Source organism: Stenotrophomonas sp. YJH_SMC_21, from assembly GCF_059369555.1.
The window spans coordinates 71,907-93,796 of record NZ_JCAFSU010000012.1; the positions used below are offsets into that span (position 1 = coordinate 71,907).

At 67.0% G+C, this 21,890-nt stretch carries 17 protein-coding genes, 1 pseudogene and 1 riboswitch; of the genes and pseudogenes, 5 read left to right on the forward strand and 13 right to left on the reverse strand.

Going from position 1 to position 21,890, the window contains the following annotated elements:
• Position 1 precedes the first annotated feature (1 nt).
• A complete protein-coding gene (locus tag AC5P67_RS15205; protein WP_109337379.1) occupies positions 2 to 3,211 on the forward strand; it encodes an efflux RND transporter permease subunit in 3,210 nt (1,069 codons plus the stop codon).
• A gap of 95 nt (positions 3,212 to 3,306) precedes the next feature.
• Here the strand turns inward: AC5P67_RS15205 and AC5P67_RS15210 are convergent, their stop codons facing one another.
• From AC5P67_RS15210 to AC5P67_RS15250, 9 genes and pseudogenes are all read right to left on the reverse strand, one after another.
• Positions 3,307 to 5,079 (reverse strand): DUF885 domain-containing protein, encoded by a 1,773-nt coding sequence (locus AC5P67_RS15210; protein ID WP_111118201.1) that lies wholly within the window; start codon positions 5,077 to 5,079, stop codon positions 3,307 to 3,309.
• A 546-nt stretch (positions 5,080 to 5,625) separates the two neighbouring features.
• Positions 5,626 to 5,973, reverse strand: a complete 348-nt coding sequence (locus tag AC5P67_RS15215; protein WP_005411648.1) for a lipid-A-disaccharide synthase N-terminal domain-containing protein — start codon at positions 5,971 to 5,973, stop codon at positions 5,626 to 5,628.
• Positions 5,973 to 6,695 (reverse strand): glycosyltransferase family 2 protein, encoded by a 723-nt coding sequence (locus AC5P67_RS15220; protein ID WP_005414909.1) that lies wholly within the window; start codon positions 6,693 to 6,695, stop codon positions 5,973 to 5,975. Before AC5P67_RS15220 ends, AC5P67_RS15215 begins: the two co-directional genes overlap by 1 nt.
• A gap of 89 nt (positions 6,696 to 6,784) precedes the next feature.
• The gene (locus AC5P67_RS15225; RefSeq protein WP_005411650.1) at positions 6,785 to 7,750 is read right to left on the reverse strand and encodes an NAD-dependent epimerase/dehydratase family protein; all 966 of its coding nucleotides are present in this window, start codon (positions 7,748 to 7,750) and stop codon (positions 6,785 to 6,787) included.
• Between the two features lie 45 nt (positions 7,751 to 7,795).
• A pseudogene (locus AC5P67_RS15230) lies at positions 7,796 to 8,530 on the reverse strand (suppressor of fused domain protein).
• Between the two features lie 125 nt (positions 8,531 to 8,655).
• Entirely contained in the window at positions 8,656 to 9,579 is a 924-nt protein-coding gene (locus AC5P67_RS15235) for a ParB/RepB/Spo0J family partition protein (protein WP_005411652.1), read from the reverse strand.
• Positions 9,579 to 10,376, reverse strand: a complete 798-nt coding sequence (locus AC5P67_RS15240) for a ParA family protein (RefSeq protein ID WP_005411653.1) — start codon at positions 10,374 to 10,376, stop codon at positions 9,579 to 9,581. The genes AC5P67_RS15235 and AC5P67_RS15240 overlap by 1 nt, the downstream gene beginning before the upstream one ends.
• A gap of 113 nt (positions 10,377 to 10,489) precedes the next feature.
• Positions 10,490 to 11,128 carry a 16S rRNA (guanine(527)-N(7))-methyltransferase RsmG gene (gene rsmG / locus AC5P67_RS15245; protein ID WP_012481632.1) on the reverse strand — a complete coding sequence of 213 codons (639 nt, stop codon included), beginning with the start codon at positions 11,126 to 11,128 and terminating at the stop codon, positions 10,490 to 10,492.
• 39 nt (positions 11,129 to 11,167) lie between these two features.
• Positions 11,168 to 11,767 (reverse strand): 4'-phosphopantetheinyl transferase family protein, encoded by a 600-nt coding sequence (locus AC5P67_RS15250; RefSeq protein ID WP_033835351.1) that lies wholly within the window; start codon positions 11,765 to 11,767, stop codon positions 11,168 to 11,170.
• Between the two features lie 84 nt (positions 11,768 to 11,851).
• Between AC5P67_RS15250 and AC5P67_RS15255 the strand changes: the two genes are divergently transcribed.
• The gene (locus AC5P67_RS15255; protein ID WP_005411656.1) at positions 11,852 to 12,103 is read left to right on the forward strand and encodes a GlsB/YeaQ/YmgE family stress response membrane protein; all 252 of its coding nucleotides are present in this window, start codon (positions 11,852 to 11,854) and stop codon (positions 12,101 to 12,103) included.
• Positions 12,104 to 12,175: 72 nt separating this feature from the next.
• Here AC5P67_RS15255 and xth read toward each other — a convergent pair whose 3' ends face one another.
• From xth to AC5P67_RS15275, 4 genes are all read right to left on the reverse strand, one after another.
• A complete protein-coding gene (xth, locus tag AC5P67_RS15260; protein WP_033835352.1) occupies positions 12,176 to 12,943 on the reverse strand; it encodes an exodeoxyribonuclease III in 768 nt (255 codons plus the stop codon).
• Positions 12,944 to 13,074: 131 nt separating this feature from the next.
• Entirely contained in the window at positions 13,075 to 14,484 is a 1,410-nt protein-coding gene (locus AC5P67_RS15265) for a coniferyl aldehyde dehydrogenase (RefSeq protein WP_099485160.1), read from the reverse strand.
• Between the two features lie 213 nt (positions 14,485 to 14,697).
• Complete coding sequence (locus tag AC5P67_RS15270; protein WP_005411659.1) at positions 14,698 to 16,359, reverse strand: MFS transporter; 1,662 nt, start codon at positions 16,357 to 16,359, stop codon at positions 14,698 to 14,700.
• 160 nt (positions 16,360 to 16,519) lie between these two features.
• The gene (locus AC5P67_RS15275) at positions 16,520 to 17,947 is read right to left on the reverse strand and encodes a DcaP family trimeric outer membrane transporter (protein ID WP_111189039.1); all 1,428 of its coding nucleotides are present in this window, start codon (positions 17,945 to 17,947) and stop codon (positions 16,520 to 16,522) included.
• 245 nt (positions 17,948 to 18,192) lie between these two features.
• On the opposite strand from AC5P67_RS15275, the gene acs reads away from it, so the two are divergent.
• The 3 genes from acs to AC5P67_RS15290 all read left to right on the forward strand — a co-directional run bounded on the left by acs (position 18,193) and on the right by AC5P67_RS15290 (position 21,867).
• On the forward strand, positions 18,193 to 20,136 hold the full coding sequence (gene acs, locus AC5P67_RS15280) for an acetate--CoA ligase (protein WP_005411661.1): 1,944 nt from the start codon (positions 18,193 to 18,195) through the stop codon (positions 20,134 to 20,136).
• 79 nt (positions 20,137 to 20,215) lie between these two features.
• Positions 20,216 to 20,881: a response regulator transcription factor gene (locus tag AC5P67_RS15285; protein ID WP_006477308.1), complete on the forward strand. Its 666-nt coding sequence runs from the start codon at positions 20,216 to 20,218 to the stop codon at positions 20,879 to 20,881.
• A 232-nt stretch (positions 20,882 to 21,113) separates the two neighbouring features.
• Positions 21,114 to 21,203, forward strand: a riboswitch (yybP-ykoY riboswitch).
• Between the two features lie 88 nt (positions 21,204 to 21,291).
• Positions 21,292 to 21,867: a manganese efflux pump MntP gene (locus AC5P67_RS15290; RefSeq protein WP_049397048.1), complete on the forward strand. Its 576-nt coding sequence runs from the start codon at positions 21,292 to 21,294 to the stop codon at positions 21,865 to 21,867.
• The last annotated feature ends 23 nt before the right edge of the window (positions 21,868 to 21,890 follow it).

Consider the following 21,890-nt stretch of genomic DNA (forward strand, 5'->3'; position numbering starts at 1 on the left):
CATGTTCAAGCTGATCATTGAAACAGCGGTGCGCCACCGCTGGCTGGTGGTGTTCATGGCGGCGCTGATCGCCGCGGTGGGCCTGTTCCAGCTGGGCAAGCTGCCGATCGACGCGGTGCCGGACATCACCAACCGCCAGGTGCAGATCAACACGGTGGCACCGGCGCTGACCCCGGAGCAGATCGAGCGGCAGGTGACCTACCCGCTGGAAACCGCGCTGGCCGGCATCCCCGGCCTGACCACCACGCGTTCACTGTCGCGCAATGGCTTCTCGCAGGTCACCGCGATCTTCACCGATGCGACCGACATCTACTTCGCGCGCCAGCAGGTGGCCGAACGCATGCGCGAGGCATCTGAAGACCTGCCCGATGGCGCGTCGCCGATGCTGTCGCCGGTTACCACCGGCCTCGGCGAAGTGCTGATGTGGACCGTGGACTTCACCACGTTCGATCCGGCCAAGCTGGCCAAGCCGGGTGAAGCCGGCTGGCAGGCCGGCGAGGTCTACCGCACGCCGGAAGGCAATCTGCTGTGCACGCCGGAAGAACGTGCGACCTACCTGCGCACCGTGCAGGACTGGATCATCGCGCCGCAGATGCGTTCCAGCCCGGGGCTGGCCGGCGTCGATACGGTCGGTGGCTACGTCAAGGAATATGGCGTGCATCCGGACAGCGCCCGGCTGGCCGCGCACGGCCTCGGCCTGGCCGATCTGGTCACCGCCCTGCAGCGTTCCAACGTGCAGGCCGGTGCCGGTTTCGTGCAGCGCGCCGGCGAAGGACTGGTGGTGCGTGCCGATGGCCTGGCGCTGACCACCGAGGATCTGGCACAGGCCCCGGTGGCGACCCGCAATGGCGTGGTGGTGCGCGTGGCCGATGTGGCCGAGGTCGAGCTGAGCCGCGCGCCGCGCCTGGGTGCGGCCAGCCGCAACGGCCATGAAGCCGTACTGGGTACCGCGCTGATGATTGCCGGCGGCAACAGCCGCACCGTGGCGCAGGCCGCTGCGGCGCGCCTGGAACAGGTGAACAAATCGCTGCCGGCCGACATTGTGGCCGCGCCGGTGCTGGACCGCAGCGTGCTGGTCAATTCCACCATCAAGACCGTGGCCAGGAACCTCACCGAGGGCGCGCTGCTGGTGGTGGTGGTGCTGTTCCTGCTGCTGGGCAACCTGCGTGCAGCGACGATCACCGCGCTGGTGATTCCGCTGTCGTTCCTGTTCGCAGTAATCGGCATGAACCGCTTCGGGATCAGCGGCAACCTGATGAGCCTGGGTGCGCTGGACTTTGGCATCCTGGTGGACGGTGCGGTGATCGTGGTCGAATCGACCCTGCTGATGCTGGGCCAGCGCCGCGCCGAACTGGGCCGTGCGTTGACCGCGATGGAGCGGCTGCGCGTGGCTGCCGATTCGGCGATGAAGATGGCGCGTCCAGCTGCGTTCGGACAGTTGATCATCCTGCTGGTGTTCGCGCCGATCCTCACGCTGGAAGGTGTGGAGGGCAAGACGTTCCACCCGATGGCAGCGACCTTCATGCTGGCCCTGGTCGGTGCCTTCCTGTTCTCCTTCACCTTCGTGCCGGCGATGGCCGCGCTGCTGGTGCGCGAGCCGAAGGTAAAGGACGGCGATACGCATGCCGAAGATGGCGAGCACGAGACCAGGCTGATCCGCGTGCTGCGTGCGCGCATCGAACCGGTGGTGCGCAAGGCCGTGGCACATCCGCGCACGGTGCTGGCAGCTGCGGTGATGATGGTGGTGGTGGGCATCGGCGCGTTCTCGCTGCTGGGCCGCGAGTTCATGCCGACGCTGGACGAAGGCAACGTGGCGATGCAGGCCCTGCGCGTGCCGTCGACCTCACTGGAGCAGTCGCTGGCGATGCAGCTCGCGCTGGAGAAAGCGATCGCCAAGCAGCCGGAAGTGGAAACCGTATTCTCGCGTACCGGTACCGCCGAGGCGGCCATCGACCCGATGCCGACCAACATCTCCGACAGCGTGATCGTGCTGAAGCCGCGCAAGGACTGGCCCGATCCGAAGCTGGCCAAGGACGCACTGGTGGCGCGCTTCGAAAAGCTGGCCGGGCAGCAGCTGGGCAACAGCTTCGAGTTCAGCCAGCCGATCGAACTGCGCTTCAACGAGCTGATTTCCGGCGTGCGTACCGACCTGGCGGTGATGATCTTCGGCGATGACTTCAGCCAGCTGCAGAAGGTGGCCGACCAGGTGGCGCTGAAGCTGCGTGCGGTGAACGGCGCGGCCGACGTGCGGGTGGAACAGATCTCCGGCCTGCCTACGCTCAACGTGGCGATCGACCACGTGGCGGCGGCGCAGTACGGCCTGACTGCCGCAGACGTCAGTGATGCACTGTCCACCGGCATTGGCGGCACGGCGGCCGGCAAGATCTTCGAAGGTGATCGCCGCTTCAACGTGGTGGTGCGCCTGGACGATGCCTCGCGCAACGATCCGGACCAGCTGGCCTCGCTGCCGATCGCCACGCCTTCGGGGCTGGTGATTCCGCTGTCGTCAGTGGCGCGCATCACGGTGAGCGAAGGGCCGAACCAGATCAGCCGCAACAACGGCAGCCGCCGCGTGGTGGTGCAGGCCAACGTGCGCGGTCGCGATCTGGGCGGCTTCGTCGGCGAGGCGCAGGCAGCGGTGGCCGACGTGGCACTGCCGCCGGGTGCCTACCTGACCTGGGGTGGCCAGTTCGAGAACCTGCAGCGCGCGGAGAAGCGGCTGGCGACGGTAGTGCCGGTGGTGTTCCTGCTGATCGGTAGCCTGCTGTTCATGGCCCTGCGCAGCGGCAAGGAAGCCATTCTGGTGTTCAGCTGCGTGCCGTTGGCGCTGGTCGGCGGCATCCTCGCGCTGCTGCTGCGGGGCATGCCGTTCTCGGTGTCGGCGGCGGTCGGCTTCATCGCCGTCTCCGGCGTGGCCACCTTGAACGGCCTGGTGCTGATGCAGGCGATCCGCGAACGCCTGGATGCCGGTGACCTGCCGCTGCAGGCAGCGATCAACGGTGCCTCCAGCCGCATCCGCGCGGTGCTGACCACGGCGCTGGTGGCGATCGTCGGCTTCATTCCGATGGCGATTGCCAGCGGTTCCGGTGCGGAAGTGCAGAAGCCGTTGGCGACGGTGGTGATCGGTGGCCTGATCACCGCCACCGTGCTGACCCTGCTGGTGCTGCCGACCTTTGCTGCACGAGTGGCCAAGCCGCGGGCGGTGGGGTGAGCTGAGAGGGGGTCGGAGCCCTTTCCTTGGGAAAGGGATCCGACCCCGTGACCGGGTCGGATTGCCGGCCAGCGGCCGGCACTACCCGGTAGCGGTCAGGCCTTCTTGCGCTCGGCGATGTAGGCTTGGATCTGCTGTTCCAGCACCGGCAGCGGCACCGAGCCCTGCTTGAGCAGGGTGTCGTGGAAGCCCTTGATGTCGAACTTGTCGCCCAGTTCCTTCTCGGCCTGCGCGCGCAGGCGCACGATGGCGATCTCGCCCAGCTTGTAGCTCAGTGCCTGGCCCGGCCAGGAGATGTAGCGGTCCACTTCGGTGGTCACTTCATGCTCGCTCAGCGCGGTGTGGTCACGCAGGTAGGCCAGCGCCTGCTCGCGGGTCCAGCCCTTGCTGTGCACGCCGGTGTCGATCACCAGGCGCGCGGCGCGCCACATCTCATAGGTCAGGCGGCCGAAATCCTCGTACGGGGTTTCGTAGATGCCCATCTCCACGCCCAGCTTCTCGCAGTACAGCGCCCAGCCTTCGCCATAGGCGGAGATGTAGGCGTTGCGGCGGAACTCGGGCAGGTTCTTCTGTTCGGCGGCGATCGCGCCCTGCAGCGCGTGGCCCGGATCGGACTCATGCAGCGTCAGTGCCGGCAGGTTGTACAGCGGGCGCGACGGCAGGTTGTAGGTATTGAGCCAGTAGGTGCCCATGCCACCACGGCCGGCGGTCCAGAACGGCGCGATATCCGGCGGCACCGGCACGATGGTGAAGCGCGCGCGCGGCAGCGTCATGTATTTGCCCAGCTGGCCGTCCGCCCGCTTGGAAATCCACGCGGCACGCGACAGCAGCTCTTCCGGCGTCCTGGCATAGAACTGCGGATCGGTACGCAGGAAGGTCAGGAACTCGGCGAAGCTGCCCTTGAACTTCACCTGCTTGATGATGTCGTTCATTTCCTTCTGGATGCGTGCGACTTCATCCAGGCCGATGCGGTGGATCTCGTCCGGCGACAGGTCCAGCGTGGTGTATTCGTGGATCTGCTGCTTGTAGTACGCCTTGCCATCGGGCATCGCTTCGGCGGCCAGGGTGGTGCGCGCCTGCGGCACGTACTCGTTGACGAAGAAGGTGCGCAGCTGCTGGAACGCCGGCACCACCTTGCCGCTGATCGCTTCACGCGCCTGCGCCTGCAGCCTGGCCTGCTCGGCGGCCGGGATGGTGGTGGGCAGCTTCTTGAACGGCGCGTACAACGGCGATCCGGTCGGGTCCTTCAGCTCGGCGACGGTGGCGATGGACACTTCGCGGCCATCGAGCACGGCACGCGGCACGCTGAAGCCACGCTTCAGACCGGCACGCATGTTCTCGGTCTGCTGGCCGAAGTAACGCGGCACATCGTTCAGCCGTGCGATGTAGTTCTGGTAGTCCTGCACGGTCTTCATCTCGCGCCGGGCCATGAAGGACAGGTTGGACCAGAACGAGGAGTCGGCGTTGAACGGCATCTCGTAGCCGCGCAGGCGCGTCTCTTCGGCCAGGTTGAACACCTGGTCGTGGTAGATCGCGTAGTTGACCTGGTTGTCGGGCGACAGGGTCTTCGGGTCGATCTTCTTCAGCGCGGCGAGGGTTTCGTCCCACACCTTCAGGCGCGCCTGCTGCGCGGCCGGGCCGACATCGGGCATGCGGGTGGCATTGGCCGGCGCGTCTTCGTCTTCGCTGGCCTCGCCGCCGCCTTGCTGGCGCCACTTCCATTCCTTCTCGTACAGCGCGCGGAAGGCAGCATCGGCGGGCGATTCGGTAGCGACGCTGGCCGGCGCGGCGGCGGCGGGCGGCGCGGCCAGGGCCACGGCGGGGGCGGACAGGGCAATCAGCAGGGCAACGGCAAGACGGGTTTTCACGAGCACAGGTTCCCGGGAAGGCAGACCCCGATGATGGCACCGCCCACGGCCCGTGGCATGGGACGAAGGTCCTGCCTGCGCAGCAGGCAGGACCGGGAACCGGCCGCAGGCCGGGGGCCCAGCGCCGAAGGCGCGTGGTAGAGCCGACTGTCAGTCGGCTGCTCTTCCGCCACATGCAGCAAACCCCGCGCTCCGCGCGAAAGTCGACTGACAGTCGACTCTACCCACGGCAGGCAGGACCGGGAACCGGCCGCAGGCCGGGGCCCCAGCGCCGGGGGCGCGTGGTAGAGCCGACTGTCAGTCGGCTGCTCTTCCGCCATATGCAGCAAACCCCGCGTTCCGCGCGAAAGTCGACTGACAGTCGACTCTACCCACGGCAGGCAGGACCGGGAACCGGCCGCAGGCCGGGGCCCCAGCGCCGGAGGCACGTGGTAGAGCCGACTGTCAGTCGGCTGTTCTTCCGCCACATGCAGCAAACCCCGCGCTCCGCGCGAAAGTCGACTGACAGTCGACTCTACCCACGGCAGACCGCATCCCGGCGCAGCCTCAATGGCTGGCCCTGTCCCGCTTCCAGCCCCGGTGCTTGATGTCCAGCTGCAGGCTGTACAGCGCGGTGAACGCCGGGAACAGGTTCTGCAGCACGCCCACCGAGTCCTGCTTGGCCGAGAACAGGAAGTAGCTCAGCGTCATCAGGCTGCCGACCACGCTCATGTACCAGAACAGGCGCGGAATCACCGGCTTGCCCGCACGCTTGGACGCGATGAACTGGACCAGCCAGCGGCCGCCGAACATCAGCGCGCCGGTATAGCCGATCAGCTTCCAGCCGGTCACATGCAGGCCGGTCCAGTACAACCAGGTCAGCGGCTGGTCGAGCCAGTGCAGCTCCAGATCCATCAACGCTCCTCCACCGCGGTGCGCTTGCTGCGGGTGATCAGCCACGCCACGCCGCGCAGGTCACGGATGCCGACCAGTGCACGGCCCAGGTTGTTGTACTTGGACACGCCGGCGGTACGGTGGCGGTGGTTGACCGGCACGCTGGTGGTCTTCCAGCCGGCACGCTGCATCAGCGCGGGCAGGTAGCGGTGCATGTGGTCGAAGTACGGCAGGTCGAGGAACGCGCTGCGCTCGAACAGCTTGATGCCGCAGCCGGTATCGGGCGTATCGTCGCGCAGCATGCGCGCGCGGATGGCGTTGGCCCACTTGCTGGCCCAGCGCTTGCTGCCGCTGTCCTGGCGGTTGACCCGCCAGCCGGCGAACAGCTTCACCTGCGCCTCGGCGCCATCGCGCGCGGCCAGCAGCTTGGGAATGTCGGCCGGATCGTTCTGGCCATCGCCATCCAGGGTCGCGATCCACGGCGCACGTGCGTGCTTGACACCGGTGCGCACGGCGGTGCTCTGCCCGCTCTGGTTCACATGGTGCAGCACCCGCAGTTCCGGTGTGGTCGCCTTCAGGCCCTGCAGCACCGCCAGGGTGTCATCGCGCGAGTGATCATCGATGTAGACGATCTCGAACGGCAGCCGGCCACGCAGTGCAGCGGTGATTTCGGCAACCAGCGGGGCGACGTTGTCGCGTTCGTTGAACACCGGGACGACAACGGAAAGCTCGGGTTGGCTCATAAGGCACTCGGCCAAAGGGGGACAAAGACCGCGCATTCTCCGAAGCCGAGGTTATCCGAAGATGAATCCGGCTGTGTGAGGATCCGTCCTCAGGCGCGGTCGCCAAAATACTCGCGGCACCACTGCACGACGGGGGGCAACCCTTCTTCGATCGGGGTCACCGCGTCGAAGCCGAATGCGTCATGGGCGCGCCGGGTATCGGCCATCGTGCGCACCATGTCGCCCGGCTGCATCGGCTTGTAGACCTTCTGCGCGGGGCGACCGGCGGCCTGCTCGATCACGCTGATGAAGCGCTCCAGCTCGACCGGCGTATGGTTGCCGAGGTTGAACACCCGGTGCGGTACCGGACCATCGGCCGGATGCGCGAGCGCGCCGAGGATACCCGACACGATGTCGGAGACATGTGTGAAATCACGCTGCATGCGGCCCTCGTTGAACACGTCGATCGGCCGCCCGGCCAGCACCGCACGCGAGAACAGCAGCGGTGCCATGTCCGGCCGGCCCCACGGGCCATACACGGTGAAGAAGCGCAGGCCGGTGGCATGCAGGCCGTAAAGCTGCGCGTAGGTGTAGGCCATCAGCTCGTTGGCCGCCTTGGTCGCCGCGTACAGCGAGCGCGGCTGGTCCACGCGCTGGTCCTCGGAGAACGGCGGCGTGGCCGAATCGCCGTAGACCGAGCTGCTGGAGGCATACACCAGGTGCTGCACGCCACGGTGGCGGCACAGTTCGAGCATGTTGACGAAGCCGACCAGGTTGCTGTCGACGTAGGCGTGCGGGTTTTCCAGCGAATAGCGCACGCCGGCCTGCGCGGCCAGGTGGATCACCGCAGTCGGCTTCACCTCGTCGAACAGTGCCGCCAGACCCTGCTGGTCGGTCAGGTCCAGGGTGCGCAGGTCCAGCGCCGGGCACAGCGCGGCCACGCGGTCGCGCTTGATCTGCGGGTCGTAGTAGTCGTTGAAGTTGTCCAGGCCAACCACGGGCTGGCCGGCCTCCAGCAGCGCGCGGGCGGTGTAGGCACCGATGAAGCCGGCAGCGCCGGTGAGCAGGATGGTCATGACAGGGGCCTGGAAACGAAATTCAGGCCCCTGATGTTACCGGTCTCAGAACAATCCGAAACGCTTCTTCGCCACGTTGGTGCGGCCGGGTTCGATCACGTCCTGGATGTTCTTCGCATCGAAGCGGTCGAGCAGCGCCTCGGCGCCCTTCCTCAGCTTCAGGTCCATCTCTTCCGGGTACAGCGGAACCAGGCTCATGAAGCTGATGGTCCTGCCGTCCTCCAGCGCCAGCGTGGCGAAGTCCTCCGGGGCGGTCACCGGCGACAGCACGATGGCACCGTCGAAACCCACGCCCGGCGCGTAGGGCTAGCTGGGATGGCCGTTGGGAATGGTGTGGCCGAAGCCCAGCCAGGTGTCGTACTCGTGCGGCAACCGTGCCATGCCCTTCAGCAGGCGCACCGGCCAGTAATTGCGCTCGTCCTCGAAGGCGTCCTGGGAGATCGGCCAGTCGGCCGGCAGGGTCACCATCAGTTCCATGTAGCGCGGCACGTCCGCGTCCACCTCGGCGGGCACGGTCATCGGCAGGTCGCTCATGCCGGAGGTGACCAGGCGCAGGTATGGGCAGTGGTCATTGGCCGGCACCACGTGCACGTCGATGTGCACCAGATCGGAGATGATCTCGTGGAAGACACCGGACACCGGGCCCAGATGGCGTTCGAGATGGGCGCTGATCGCCTCGATGTGCTGTTCTTCGCCGATGGCGGGCACGAAGTCCTTTTCGCGGCGATGTACCAGTATCTGGGTGCCGTCCGGGCTGACGTCCTCGTATTCGTTGCTCATGTCCTGTTCCCTGGATGAGGCCACGGACCGGAGAGCAGTGCATCCCCGGCACGCGCGGCGGTGCGTTCCCTGTCATCTGCAGGACGCGGCGGGAACAGGCCGCACCCCCTGACGCGGCGCCGGGCTCAGCCCTGGCGCGTACGCAGCTTTTCCAGCACGCCGTCCAGGGTATCCAGATCGGTGTAGTGGATGATCAGCTTGCCCTTGCCGCCCCGGCCGTGGTTGATCGCCACCTTGGCACCCAGTGCTTCGGACAGTTCGGTTTCCAGCGAGGCGATGTCGGCCTGCTGCACCTTCGGCGTCGCCACCGGGCGGTTGCTCGGCACCTTGCCGGCCGCGAAGGCCTGCGCACGGCGCTCGACCTCGCGCACCGACCAGCCTTCATCGGCCGCTTCCTGCGCCAGCTTGCCAGCCAGCTCGGGAGCCAGGGTCAGCAGCGCGCGGGCGTGGCCCATTTCCAGGCGGCGGGTTTCCAGCAGCAAGCGGATCGCCACCGGCAGCTCCAGCAGGCGCAGCAGGTTGGACACCGCCGCGCGCGAGCGGCCGACGGCCTCGGCGGCCTCGGCATGGGTCAGGGTGAACTCGCTGATCAGGCGCTGCAGCGCCTCGGCTTCTTCCAGCGGGTTGAGGTCTTCGCGCTGGATGTTCTCGATCAGCGCCATCGCGATGACGGTGCGGTCTTCCAGCTCGCGCACCACCACCGGCACTTCGTCCAGGCCGGCCAGCTGCGATGCGCGCCAGCGGCGCTCACCGGCGACGATTTCGTAGTTGCCTGCCGGCAGCTGGCGCACCAGGATCGGTTGGATCACGCCCTGCGACTTGATCGAGTCGGCCAGCTCGGAGAGCTTGCCCTCGTCCATCTCGCGGCGCGGCTGGTACTTGCCCGGCTGCAGCTGGCCGACCGGCAACTTGCGCAGCACTTCACCCGGCAGCGGCTCAATCACCGCGGTGGTGGCCTGCACCTGGCTGACCGCGCCTTTCGGGCCCAGCAGCGCGTCCAGGCCACGGCCGAGGCCTCGCTTCTTGGCTGCCGGCTTGCTGCTGGTCATCAGACGGTCTCCACGGCCTTGGCGGCCTTGTTGCGTTCGTTGTTGCGGCGGATGATCTCGCCGGCCAGGCCCAGGTAGGCCACGCCACCGCGCGAGGCGCGGTCGTAGCCGACGATGCTCTGGCCATGGCTGGGCGCCTCGGCCAGGCGCACGTTGCGCGGCACGATGGTGCGGAACACGCGGTCGCCGAAGTGCTCGGTGAGCTCGGCCGACACTGCGTTGGCCAGGTTGTTGCGCACGTCGAACATGGTGCGCAGCACGCCTTCGATCTCCAGCGCCGGGTTCAGGCTGGTGCGCAGCGCTTCGATGGTTTCCACCAGCGCGCTCAGGCCTTCCAGTGCGTAGTACTCGCACTGCATCGGCACGATCACCGAATCGGCGGCGGCCAGCGCGTTGAGCGTCAGCAGCGACAACGCCGGCGGGCAATCGATCAGGATGTAGTCGTACTCGTCGCGGATCGGCGCCAGTGCGCGCTTCAGGCGCTGCTCGCGCTCGCTCTGGCCCATCAGCTGGATCTCGGCGGCGGTCAGGTCGATGTTGCCCGGCAGCAGGTCGTAGCCTTCGGCGGTCTGCACGCGCACATCGGCGGCGCTGTTCTCGCCCAGCAGCAGATCGCAGGTGGAGGCCGCCAGCTCACGCTTGTCCACGCCGCTGCCCATGGTCGCGTTGCCCTGCGAGTCCAGGTCGACCAACAGCACGCGCTTGGGTGCGTTGGCCAGAGAAGCGGCCAGGTTGACGGCGGTCGTGGTCTTGCCGACGCCACCCTTCTGGTTGGCGATGGCGATGATGCGGGCCATGCGGGTGTGCCTCGTCGACGGATGGTTGGGACCGGTCATTATGCGTACAACCGGCCCCTTGCGGAAATCGTGGATCGCCAACCCGTTGTTCCACAAAGGGCTGGCGGCGGGAATCAGGGACCTGTAACGGTGACCAGGTGGCGTTCGCCGGCCAGGCCGGGCACGCTCAGCGGGGTCACCTCACGCACCTGCCAGCCAGCCGGCAGTTCCGCGATCTCCTCATGCGGGTAGACGCCCTTCATGGCCAGCAGCACGCCACCGGGGCGCAGCAGATGGCCGCCGACGCGGACGATGCCAGCCAGGGTATCCATTGCGCGCGCGGTCAGCTGGTCGTAACGACCGGCCTCGTCCAGCGCTTCGGCCCGCGATTCGGCCACGCGGGCGTTGCCCAGGCCGAGCTGGCGCACGGCCTCGCGCATGAAGCGCGCCTTCTTGCCGTTGCTCTCCACCAGGGTGACCTGCAGGCCCGGGCAGGCGATCGCCAGCGGGATGCCGGGCAACCCGGGGCCGGTACCGAGGTCGGCCAGGCTGCCATCAGCCACGAACGGCTGCATCGCCAGCGAATCGAGCAGGTGGCGGGTAACCATCTCCTGCGGGTCGCGGATGGCGGTGAGGTTGTAGGTGCCGTTCCAGCGGTGCAGCAGGGCCAGGTAGCGCAGCAGCGGCGGCGCCAGCGCGGCGTCCAGGCCCATGCTGGCCAGGCCCTGTTCCAGCGTGGCAGCCACGCTGGCGGGAAGTGGGTGTTCGCTCATGCCGCCATTATCGCCGGTTTTGCGCGCTGATTCCCCGCTTCAGTGCGGATACCAGGCCAACGCCGCACGGAACTGGCCGGTGGCCTGCCATTCGTGCAGGTGCCAGCGCGCGGCCTCGCCCAGTTCCGGGTCGCACCAGCGCAGGTGCAGGGCGCCATCGGCCCCCGGCGCCAGCTGCAGGCGGTGCAGGCCGAACGAGATGCCCTGGCCGTGCGCCTTCAGGATGGCTTCCTTGACGCACCACACGCGGAAGAACCAGTGCTCGCGGTCGGCCTCGTCCAGGCGTTCCAGCCAGGCCACCTCCTGCGGGTGGAAGAAGCGCCGCACGATCTCCAGAAGACGCGGCCGCGGCCGCAGCAGTTCCAGGTCCACGCCCAGCCGCACGCCTTCGCCCAGCGCCACCAGCAGCACCTCACCGCTGTGGCTCCAGCCGGTCCCGTAGTGGGCCAACGGGCCGCTCAGCTCCGGCCGGCCCTTGTCGTCACGGACCAGTGGCAGCGTCTGCGGATCGGTGCCCAGCGCCTGCGCCAGTACCTGCCGCGCCTGCGGTTCACCGCGCTGGCCCGGCACGTGCGGACGCCGCCAGACCGTTACCGGACCGAAGCGCCACGGGCCGTCGAGGGTGGCTGGCAGGCTCATCCGCACGCGCCCATCACGCAATTGCACGACGGGTTCACGGCCGTGCGCGTCAACTGGTCACAGTTTCCCACCGGAGGTTCGATCATGGGCATCATCATCTGGCTGATCGTCGGCGGCATCGTAGGCTGGCTGGCCAGCATCATCATGAAGCGCGATGCCCAGCAGGGCATCATCCTCAACATCGTGGTCGGCATCGTCGGCGCGCTGATTTCCGGCTGGCTGTTCGGCGGCGGCATCAACGAAGCGATCACCATCCGCACCTTCCTGTTCTCGCTGATCGGCGCGGTGATCCTGCTGGCGATCGTCAACCTGTTCACCCGCAAGAGCATACGGTGATCTGAGGGTAGTGCCGGCCACTGGCCGGCAGATGATCCAGAACGGGCCCGGCAATCGTCGGGCCCTGTTCGTTCAACCGATCTGCACCCAGGCCGGCGCATGGTCGCTCGGGCGTTCCCAGGTGCGCGGCTCGCGGTCGATGCCCGAGGCCACCGCGCTGCCCTTCAGCGCATCGGAGACCAGGGTCAGGTCGATGCGCAGGCCCAGGTTGCGGCGGAAGCCGGCGGCACGGTAATCCCACCAGCTGAAGGTGCCCGCCTCGTCGTTGTGCAGGCGGAAGCCATCGTGCAGGCCCAGCTGCAGCAGCTTGTTGAGCGCGCCGCGCTCGGCGGTGGAGGTCAGGATGTGGTTGTCGTTCCACACCTCCGGGTCGTGCACATCGCGCGCGTCCGGGGCGATGTTGAAGTCACCCATCACGATCAGCTTCGGATGCCGCTGCAGTTCTTCGGCGATCCAGGCATGCACCGCTTCCAGCCAGCGCAGCTTGTAGTCGTACTTGTCGGTGCCGATGTCCTGGCCATTGACCACGTACAGGTTGATCACCCGCAGGTCGCCGAAGGTACCGGCAATGACGCGCTTCTGTTCGTCCTCGAAGCCGGGAATGCCGATCTGCACGTCCTGCGCCGGCTCACGCGACAGCAGCGCCACGCCGTTGTAGGTCTTCTGGCCGGCGAACACGCTGCGGTAGCCGGCGGCGATCAGCGCAGAATCGGGGAACTTGTGGTCCTCCAGCTTGGTTTCCTGGATACCGACGATGTCCGGGCCGAACTCCCTGAGCCACTGCTCCAGGTGCGGCAGGCGGACATTGAGCGAATTGACGTTCCACGAGGCGATCTTCATGCAGGCATTCTACCCGGGTGCGCTTGGCACGCGTGCCACCCCAGGTGGGCACCCACCGGTAGTGCCGGGCGCTGGCCGGCAACTGCAGGGTCTTGCCGACGGTCCATGCGGTTGCCGGCCAGCGGCCGGCACTACCGAAGCAGCAGCTTCAACAACCCCGCAATCTTCGAATACGGCGGCCGCAGCCGGTCGCTGGCCGCCCAGCGCGACTGCCACAGCACCGGCAGCCGCTTGCTCATCGCATCGAACCCGGCGCGGCCGTGGTACGCGCCCATGCCGCTGGCCCCGACCCCGCCAAACGGCAGGCCATCGGCGGCGAAGTGCAGCAGCGTGTCATTCACCGTCACCCCACCGGCCACCACCTGGCCGAGGATGCGCTCCACCGTGGCCCGGTCATGGCTGAAGGGATACAGCGCCAACGGCCGGTCGCGGGACAGCACGTCGGCCAGCGCGGCATCCAGATCCGGATAGGCCCGCACCGGCAGGATCGGCCCGAAGATCTCCTCGCGCATCAGGTCCAGGTCGTCCGGCGGGTCCAGCACCACGGTCGGCACCAGCAGGCGCTCGCGGTCGGCGCGCGCCTCATCCACCTGCGCCAGCGGAATCACCGGCACGCCGCGTTCGCGCGCCTGTGCCAGATAGCCCTGCAGGCGCCGGTACTGGCCTTCATTGATGATGCGGGTGTAGTCGTCGGCATCGCTGAAGTCGCCATAGCGCTCGCGCACCTGCTGCTGCAGCGCCTGTACGAACTCGCGCTGGCGCACGGTGTCGATCAGCACGTAATCCGGCGCGATGCAGGTCTGCCCGGCGTTGAACCATTTCCCGGTGGCGAACCGCGCGGCGGCTTTGTCCAGCGGGAAATCGCGGCAGACAATCGCCGGCGACTTGCCGCCCAGCTCCAGCGTGACCGGCACCAGATGCTCGGCGGCGGCCGCCATCACCTTGCGACCGACGGCCGTCGAGCCGGTGAACAGCAGATGGTCCAGCGGCAGCGAGGACACCGCCGCCGCCACATCCGCCCCGCCCTGCACCACCGCCACGCGATCGGGCGGGAACACACTGGCCAGCAGATCGGCCAGGAATGCACTGGTGCGTGGTGTGTGTTCCGAGGGCTTCAGCAACACATGGTTGCCGGCGGCAATCGCGGTGGCCAGCGGCACCAGCGCCAGCGTAACCGGGTAGTTCCAGGGCGAGATCACCCCGACCACGCCCAGCGGCGTCGGCCGCAGCTGCGCACGCGCCGGCCACAGCTTCCAGCCTGCACCGACCCGCTGCGGCTTCGACCAGCGCCGCAGGTGGCGGCGCAGGTGATCGATGGCCGACAGCACGCTCATGCCATCGGCCAGCTTCGATTCCACGTGGGCGCGATGGCCAAAGTCCTCGGCGATGGCCTGCGCCATTTCGTCCAGGCGTGGCTTCAACGCCTCGCGCAGGCGGCGCAGGTCAGCTTCGCGCTGGTCGGGCGAAGGGCGCTGCGACTGCCAGGCGCTGCGCAGGGTGTGCAGGAGGGCGGGAAGGTCTTCCGGCGTAGTGGTGGTCATGGGCCGACTATACGGGGTGCTGCGCAACCCAATGGTAGTGCCGGCCGCTGGCCGGCAACCTCATGAATCTCCGCGGACATAAAGCCGTTGCCGGCCAGCGGCCGGCACTACCGGATTGCGAGCCGAGTGGGCACGCCCCACAAACAGAAAGGCCGCGGTCTGCACCGCGGCCCCTGAAACCCGGTGGGTGCCGACCGTTGGTCGGCACACCGGTTACTTGGTGATATCCACGTCCTTGGTCTCACGCAGGAACAGGCCGCCGATCACCACCGACATCAGCGCGATGATGATGGGGTACCACAGGCCGTAGTAGAGGTTGCCGGTACCGGCCACCAGCGCGAACGAGATCGCCGGCAGGAAGCCACCGAACCAGCCGTTGCCGATGTGGTACGGCAGCGACATCGAGGTGTAGCGGATGCGGGTCGGGAACAGTTCGACCAGGTAAGCGGCGATCGGGCCGTAGACCATGGTCACGTACAGCACCAGCAGCCACAGCATGAAGATGGTGCCGGCGATGTTGATGCGGGCGCCATCGGCCTTGGCCGGGTAGCCGGCGGTGGTCAGGGCGGTCTTCAGTTCCGCACCGAACGCGTCAGCCTTGGCCTTGCCTTCTTCCTTGGTCAGGCCGGCGGCCTCATACGAGGTGACGCTGGCGCTGCCCACGTTCACCATCGCCAGCGAACCGGCGGCAGCGGGCTGTACGTCGTACGGCACACCAGCCTTGGTCAGCGCGGCGGTAGCCACGTCGCAGGAGCTGGTGAACTTGCGCAGGCCCACCGGATCGAACTGGAATGAACAGGTGTTCGGATCGGCGACGACCAGCGCCGGCGAGGATGCACGCGCTTCTTCGATGGCCGGGTTGGCGAAGTGGGTCAGGCCCTTGAAGATCGGGATGTAGGTGATGGCCGCCAGCAGGCAGCCGGCCAGGATGATCTTCTTGCGGCCAATGCGGTCGGACAGCCAGCCGAAGAAGATGAAGAACGGCACGCCCAGCGCCAGCGCGGCCGCGATCAGCAGGTAGGAGGTGGTGGCATCGACCTTCAGCATGCTGCTGAGGAAGAACAGCGCGTAGAACTGGCCGCCGTACCAGACCACGGCCTGGCCGGCCGCCGCACCGAGCAGGACCAGCAGCATCAGCTTCAGGTTGCCGCCCTTCAGGCTGTCACGGAACGGCGTCTTGGAGCCCTTGCCTTCCGACTTCATCTGCTGGAACAGCGGCGACTCGCTCAGCTGCAGGCGGATCCACACCGACACGCCCAGCAGCAGGATCGAGACCAGGAACGGAATGCGCCAGCCCCAGGCTTCGAAGGCTTCATTGCCCAGGAAGTAACGGCAGGCCAGGATGATCAGCAGCGACATGAACAGGCCGAGCGTGGCGGTGCACTGGATGAAGCTGGTGTACAGGCCGCGCTTGTCGTCCGGCGCGTGCTCGGCCACGTAGGTGGCGGCACCGCCGTACTCGCCGCCCATCGCCAGGCCCTGGGCCAGGCGCAGGATGATCAGGATCACCGGTGCGGCGAAACCGATCGAGGCGTAGTTGGGCAGCACGCCGACCAGGAAGGTCGAGATGCCCATGATCAGGATGGTGACCAGGAAGGTGTACTTGCGGCCGATGCGGTCGCCGAGGCTGCCGAAGAAGGCCGCGCCGAACGGACGCACGAAGAAGCCGGCGGCAAACGCCAGCAGGGCGAAGATCATGCCCGTGGTTTCATTGACGCCGCTGAAGAACTGCTTGGCGATGATGGCCGCGAGCGAGCCGTACAGGAAGAAGTCATACCACTCGAAGACCGTGCCGAGGCTCGAGGCGAAGATGACCTTCTTGTGGCCCTTGGTCAGGGTGCCCGCTTTATGTGCGGTGCTGGGTGTACTGGACATGGGACGCTTCCCCTCCGAAGCAATCGTTGTTGGTGGGTGCCGACCGTTGGTCGGCACTCAATTCGGTAGATGCCGACCTTGGCCGGCACCCCATCTCGGTAGGTGCCGACCTTGGCCGGCACCCCATCTCGGTAGGTGCCGGCCGCTGGCCGGCACGCTCTTAGAAGCTGTACTTCGTGGTGAACTGCAATCGGGTGATGTCACCCTTGTTGCCGTTCTCCACTTCGCGACGGCCGTACATCAGTTCGGCGCCGATATCGACCTTGGGCAGCGGCGAATAGAAGATGTTGCCGCGGATGCTCTGCACGCTCTTGGTCACCAGCGGGCCCAGGATGCTGTCGTTGTCGTAGTCGCTGCGCGCATAGATCAGGTTGGTGCGCAGCTTCGGCGAGAACGCATGCCGCCAGCCCACGTAGCCGGCCAGCACGCCGGTCGGGTTGAGCTCGTCGCGGGCCACGTCGTAGGCGCTATCGGCGGTGATGCCCAGGCCGATGTAGCGAGCGATGCCTTCGCCGCCGGTCAGCTGGTAGTGCAGCGAATCGCTGTCACCCATCACCCATTTGCCGCCCAGGGTCAGGCCGCCAGCCACCTTGTCGGCCTTGGCGCCGGTGGCCTGGTTGTCGACCTTCAGCTGACGGACGATGCCGCCGACACCGAAGGTGCCCCAGTCACCCTTCCAGCCATAGCGCAGGGTCAGGTCAGGCAGGCTGCCACGGTCGGAGTTGGCGCTGGTGTTGGTCCAGGCGCCGGTGACCGGGTTGCGGGTTCCGGTGAGGGTGGTGGTTTCCGGGTTTTCCAGTGCGACGCTGAAGCCGCCCTGGGTGTAGCGCACCTGGGCCTGGCGCACGAAGATCACGCCGTCGGTGGGGCCGACGAAGTCGACCGCTTCCGGCAGCGACGCCGCGTCCATGAAGTTGGACCAGGTCTGGCCGGCCATCCAGTTGTTCCAGTACATGTAGGCATGACGCAGGGTCACGCCGTAGGTATTGGTGGCGGTCTGGTTGCCCAGCGAGTTGCCGAAGAAGTCCATCTCGAAGAACGCACCGGCCTTGTTGCCCGATTCGCTCACGTTGTCGATGCCCAGGTTGAAGCGCGAGAACTTGGCATGGGCATTGAAGTCGGTGCCCGAACGCTTGCCGCTGCCGCCGGCGCCTTCCACCGGGGTCTGGCCCGGCAGGTACAGCGAGCGGCCGGTGGCGTCGTCGGCCAGCTGACCATCGCTGGTCTGGGTGGCCAGGAAGTCGGCCTTGATGAAGCCACCGATCTTGACCGTGGTGCCCGGCGCGGCGCCCGGGGTGATGGTGGTGACCTGGATCGGCTGCTTGCCGGCCGGCACCGAGGCGACCGGCTTCTGCTCGGCCTGCACCGTGCGCACTTCGGTCACCGCCTGCTGGGTCTGGCTGATCTGGGTCTGTTGTTGTTGCTGCGAAGACAGCAGCAGCTGGACCTGGCGTTCCAGTTCGGCAACGCGTGCTTCCAGTGCCTTCTCTTTGGCGGTCTCAGCGAACGCCATGCCCGGTGCGACCAGGGCGACCAACAGGCAGGCCGCCAAAGGTGTGCGCACGGCTTTCAACGTACGGTGGCTCATGTTGCCCTCTCTCCCAAGTGGCAAGGTGATGCCGCGCGTGGGGCACGGTCGAGCCGAGACTGCGGGGCGATTATGTATAGCGGCTATTCGCCATTGGTCGAACCCGGCCCTGCTGGGCGCTCACTTTCGACCATGGTCTAACCAGAGTGGTGACGCGGCCGGGGGTGGATGGGGCAAACTGAAGGGGATCGGTCGCTGCGATGCTGCGACCGCACATACAAAGTCAACGTGCAAGTGAGGGTGCCATGGCTGATATCTACCCCGTCGATCCGCAGTTCGCCGCCAAGGCACGCATCGACAAGACGTCGTACGAACAGCAGTACCAGGCTTCGGTGACCGACCCGGATGGTTTCTGGGGCAAGGCCGCCGAGCGCCTGCAGTGGATGCGCAAGCCGACCAGGATCAAGAACGTCAGCTACGACCTGTCCGACTTCCACATCAAGTGGTTCGAAGATGGCGAGCTCAATGCCAGCGTGAACTGCCTGGATCGCCAGCTGGAAACGCGCGGCGACAAGACCGCCCTGCTGTTCGAGCCGGACGGCCCGGATGCACCGGCCCAGCACGTGACCTACCGCGAGCTGTACGAGCGCACCTGCCGCCTCGGCAATGCACTGCGCAATCTCGGCGTCAAGAAGGGCGACCGCGTCACCATCTACCTGCCGATGATCGTCGACGCCGCCGTGGCCATGCTGGCCTGCGCGCGCATCGGTGCGATCCACTCGGTGGTGTTCGGTGGCTTCGCGCCGAACTCGATCGCCGACCGTGTCAGCGACTGCCAGAGCAAGCTGATCATCACCGCCGACGAGGGCCTGCGCGGTGGCCGCAGGATTCCGCTGAAGGCCAACGTCGATGCCGCGCTGAAGCTGCCGGGCACCAATACCGTGGAAACCGTGCTGGTGGTGCGCCACACCGGCGGCGCGGTGGACATGCAGGCCCCGCGCGACCGCTGGTTCCACGATGTGGTGGACAGCCAGCCGGCCACCTGCGAACCGGAACGCATGAACGCGGAAGACCCGCTGTTCATCCTCTACACCTCCGGTTCCACCGGCAAGCCGAAGGGCGTGCTGCACACCACCGGCGGTTACCTGCTGTACGCGGCCTACACCCATGAAGCGGTGTTCGACCTGCGCGAGGACGACATCTACTGGTGCACCGCCGACGTCGGCTGGGTCACCGGCCACAGCTACATCGTGTACGGGCCGCTGGCCAACGGCGCGACCTCGCTGATGTTCGAAGGCGTGCCGAACTACCCGGACACCTCGCGCTTCTGGAACGTCATCGACAAGCACAAGGTGACCATCTTCTATACCGCCCCGACCGCCATCCGTGCGCTGATGCGCGAAGGCGAGGAGCCGGTGAAGAAGACCTCGCGCGCCTCGCTGCGCCTGCTCGGCAGCGTCGGCGAGCCGATCAACCCGGAAGCCTGGCGCTGGTACTACGAGGTGGTCGGCGACAGCCGCTGCCCGATCGTCGATACCTGGTGGCAGACCGAGACCGGCGGCATCCTGATCTCGCCGCTGGCCGGCGCGATGGACCTCAAGCCGGGTTCGGCCACCCTGCCCTTCTTCGGCGTGCAGCCGGCGCTGGTCAATGCCGATGGCGAGATCCAGGACGGCCCGACCGAGGGCAACCTGATCATCCGTGATTCCTGGCCGGGCCAGATGCGCACGGTGTACGGCGACCACCAGCGTTTCATCGATACCTATTTCCGCACCTACCCGGGCAGCTACTTCACCGGCGACGGTTGCCGACGCGACGAGGACGGCTATTACTGGATCACCGGCCGCGTCGATGACGTGATCAACGTGTCGGGCCACCGCATCGGCACCGCCGAAGTGGAAAGCGCGCTGGTCTCGCACCCGAAGGTGGCCGAAGCGGCCGTGGTCGGCTTCCCGCACGACGTGAAGGGCCAGGGCATCTACGCCTACGTCACCCTGGTGGCCGAAGAGGCACCGAGCGACGAGCTGCACAAGGAGCTGATCGCTTGGGTGCGCAAGGAGATCGGCCCGATCGCCACGCCCGACCACCTGCAGTGGGCACCGGGCCTGCCGAAGACCCGCTCGGGCAAGATCATGCGCCGCATCCTGCGCAAGATCGCCGAGAACGCGCCGGACCAGCTCGGCGACACCTCGACCCTGGCTGATCCGTCGGTGGTGGCGTCACTGGTGGACGAGCGCAAGGTGCGCTGATGTACGACCGGGGTCGGATCCCTTTCCGCAAGGAAAGGGCTCTGACCCCATCTGCTTTCCCCCACGGTTCCCCCCGACCATGACCACCCTCCTGATTGCCGATGACCACCCGCTGTTCCGCGAAGCCCTGCGCGGCGCCGTGCAGCGGGTCATCCCCGGCGTGCAGCTGTTCGAGGCAGACAGCGTGGAAGCGCTGTATGCGCTGGCCGACCAGCACAACGACGCCGACCTGGTCCTGATGGACCTCAACATGCCCGGTGCGCAGGGTTTCAACGCGCTGGTGCACATGCGCTCGCTGCATCCGCACCTGCCGGTGGTAGTGGTGTCCGCGCGCGAAGAGGCGACGGTGATGCGCCGCGCGCTCGACCACGGCGCGCTGGGCTTCATTCCGAAGTCTGCGGATTCGGACACCATCGGTCATGCACTGGGCACCATCCTCGATGGCGAGACCTGGGCGCCACCGGAAGCGCACAACGTGCCGCCCACCGGCAGCGAAGAGCGCGAAGTCGGCCAGCGCCTGCGCGAGCTGACCCCGCAGCAGTTCCGCGTACTGCAGATGCTGGGCGCAGGCCGCTTGAACAAGCAGATCGCCTACGACCTCAACGTCTCCGAAGCAACGATCAAGGCCCACGTCACCGCCATCCTGCGCAAGCTGGGCGTGACCAACCGCACCCAGGCCGTGCTGATGGCCGGCAAGCTGGCGATCGACGACGACGCCATCGTGCTGCCGCCGGAAGAAGATTGAGGTAGTGCCGGCCGCTGGCCGGCAATCGCCTTCAGCTCCTGAAATCACCCGAAACCGCTTCGGTAGGTGCCAAGCTTGCTTGGCACGCTCTCGCCGTTGCGCATGCCGGCCAGCGGCCGGCACTACCAGCCACCGTTGCGCTCGCGATATAGCCATCGCTATACAAACCAGCCCTGCCTGCGCGTTTCGCTGGAAATGCGCCACGCGCGAATCGCGATGCTAAGCTTCGCGTCCCCTTGGGGAGTAGCCGGATTCCTTCGCAGGAATCGTCCACGTCAACATACTCGGCCAGTGCGCCGTGGCGTGGACAACCATGATGGTTGGCGAGACCAGCGGCCCGCGCGCGCAACGTCAGGTTGGGCGCGAGCGCAGGCCGTGCGTCCGTCCTAGCCCGACCTCAGCCGCTGTCCATGTCCCCCATTTCGATCCTCCTGATCGGCTTTGCCATGTCCACCGATGCCTTTGCCGCCGCGATCGGCAAGGGTGCGGCCATGCGCAGGCCGGTGTTCCGCGATGCCTTGCGTGCCGGCATCATCTTCGGCGTCATCGAGGCGATCACGCCCATCATCGGCTGGCTGCTCGGTCGCGCCGCGCTGCAGTACGTGGAAGCTTTCGACCACTGGATCGCCTTCGGCCTGCTCGGCGCGCTGGGCATCCACATGATCTACAACGGCCTCCGCCCGGACAGTGCCGAGGAAGACGAGGACCCCTCGCAGCACCACGGCTTCTGGAAGCTGGCGTTGACCGGTTTCGCCACCAGCATCGATGCGATGGCGGTAGGCATCGGCTTGGCCTTCATGGACGTGCATATCGGCGTGATGGCTGCGGTCATCGGCCTGTGCACGCTGACCATGGTCACCGCCGGCATCATGCTCGGCCGCGTGCTGGGCAGCATGGTGGGCAAGCGTGCCGAGATCATCGGTGGCGTTATTCTGGTGATCATCGGCGCGACGATCCTGTACGAGCACCTGCACGGCGTGGGGTAACGCGCCAGAGGCGAGCGATTACG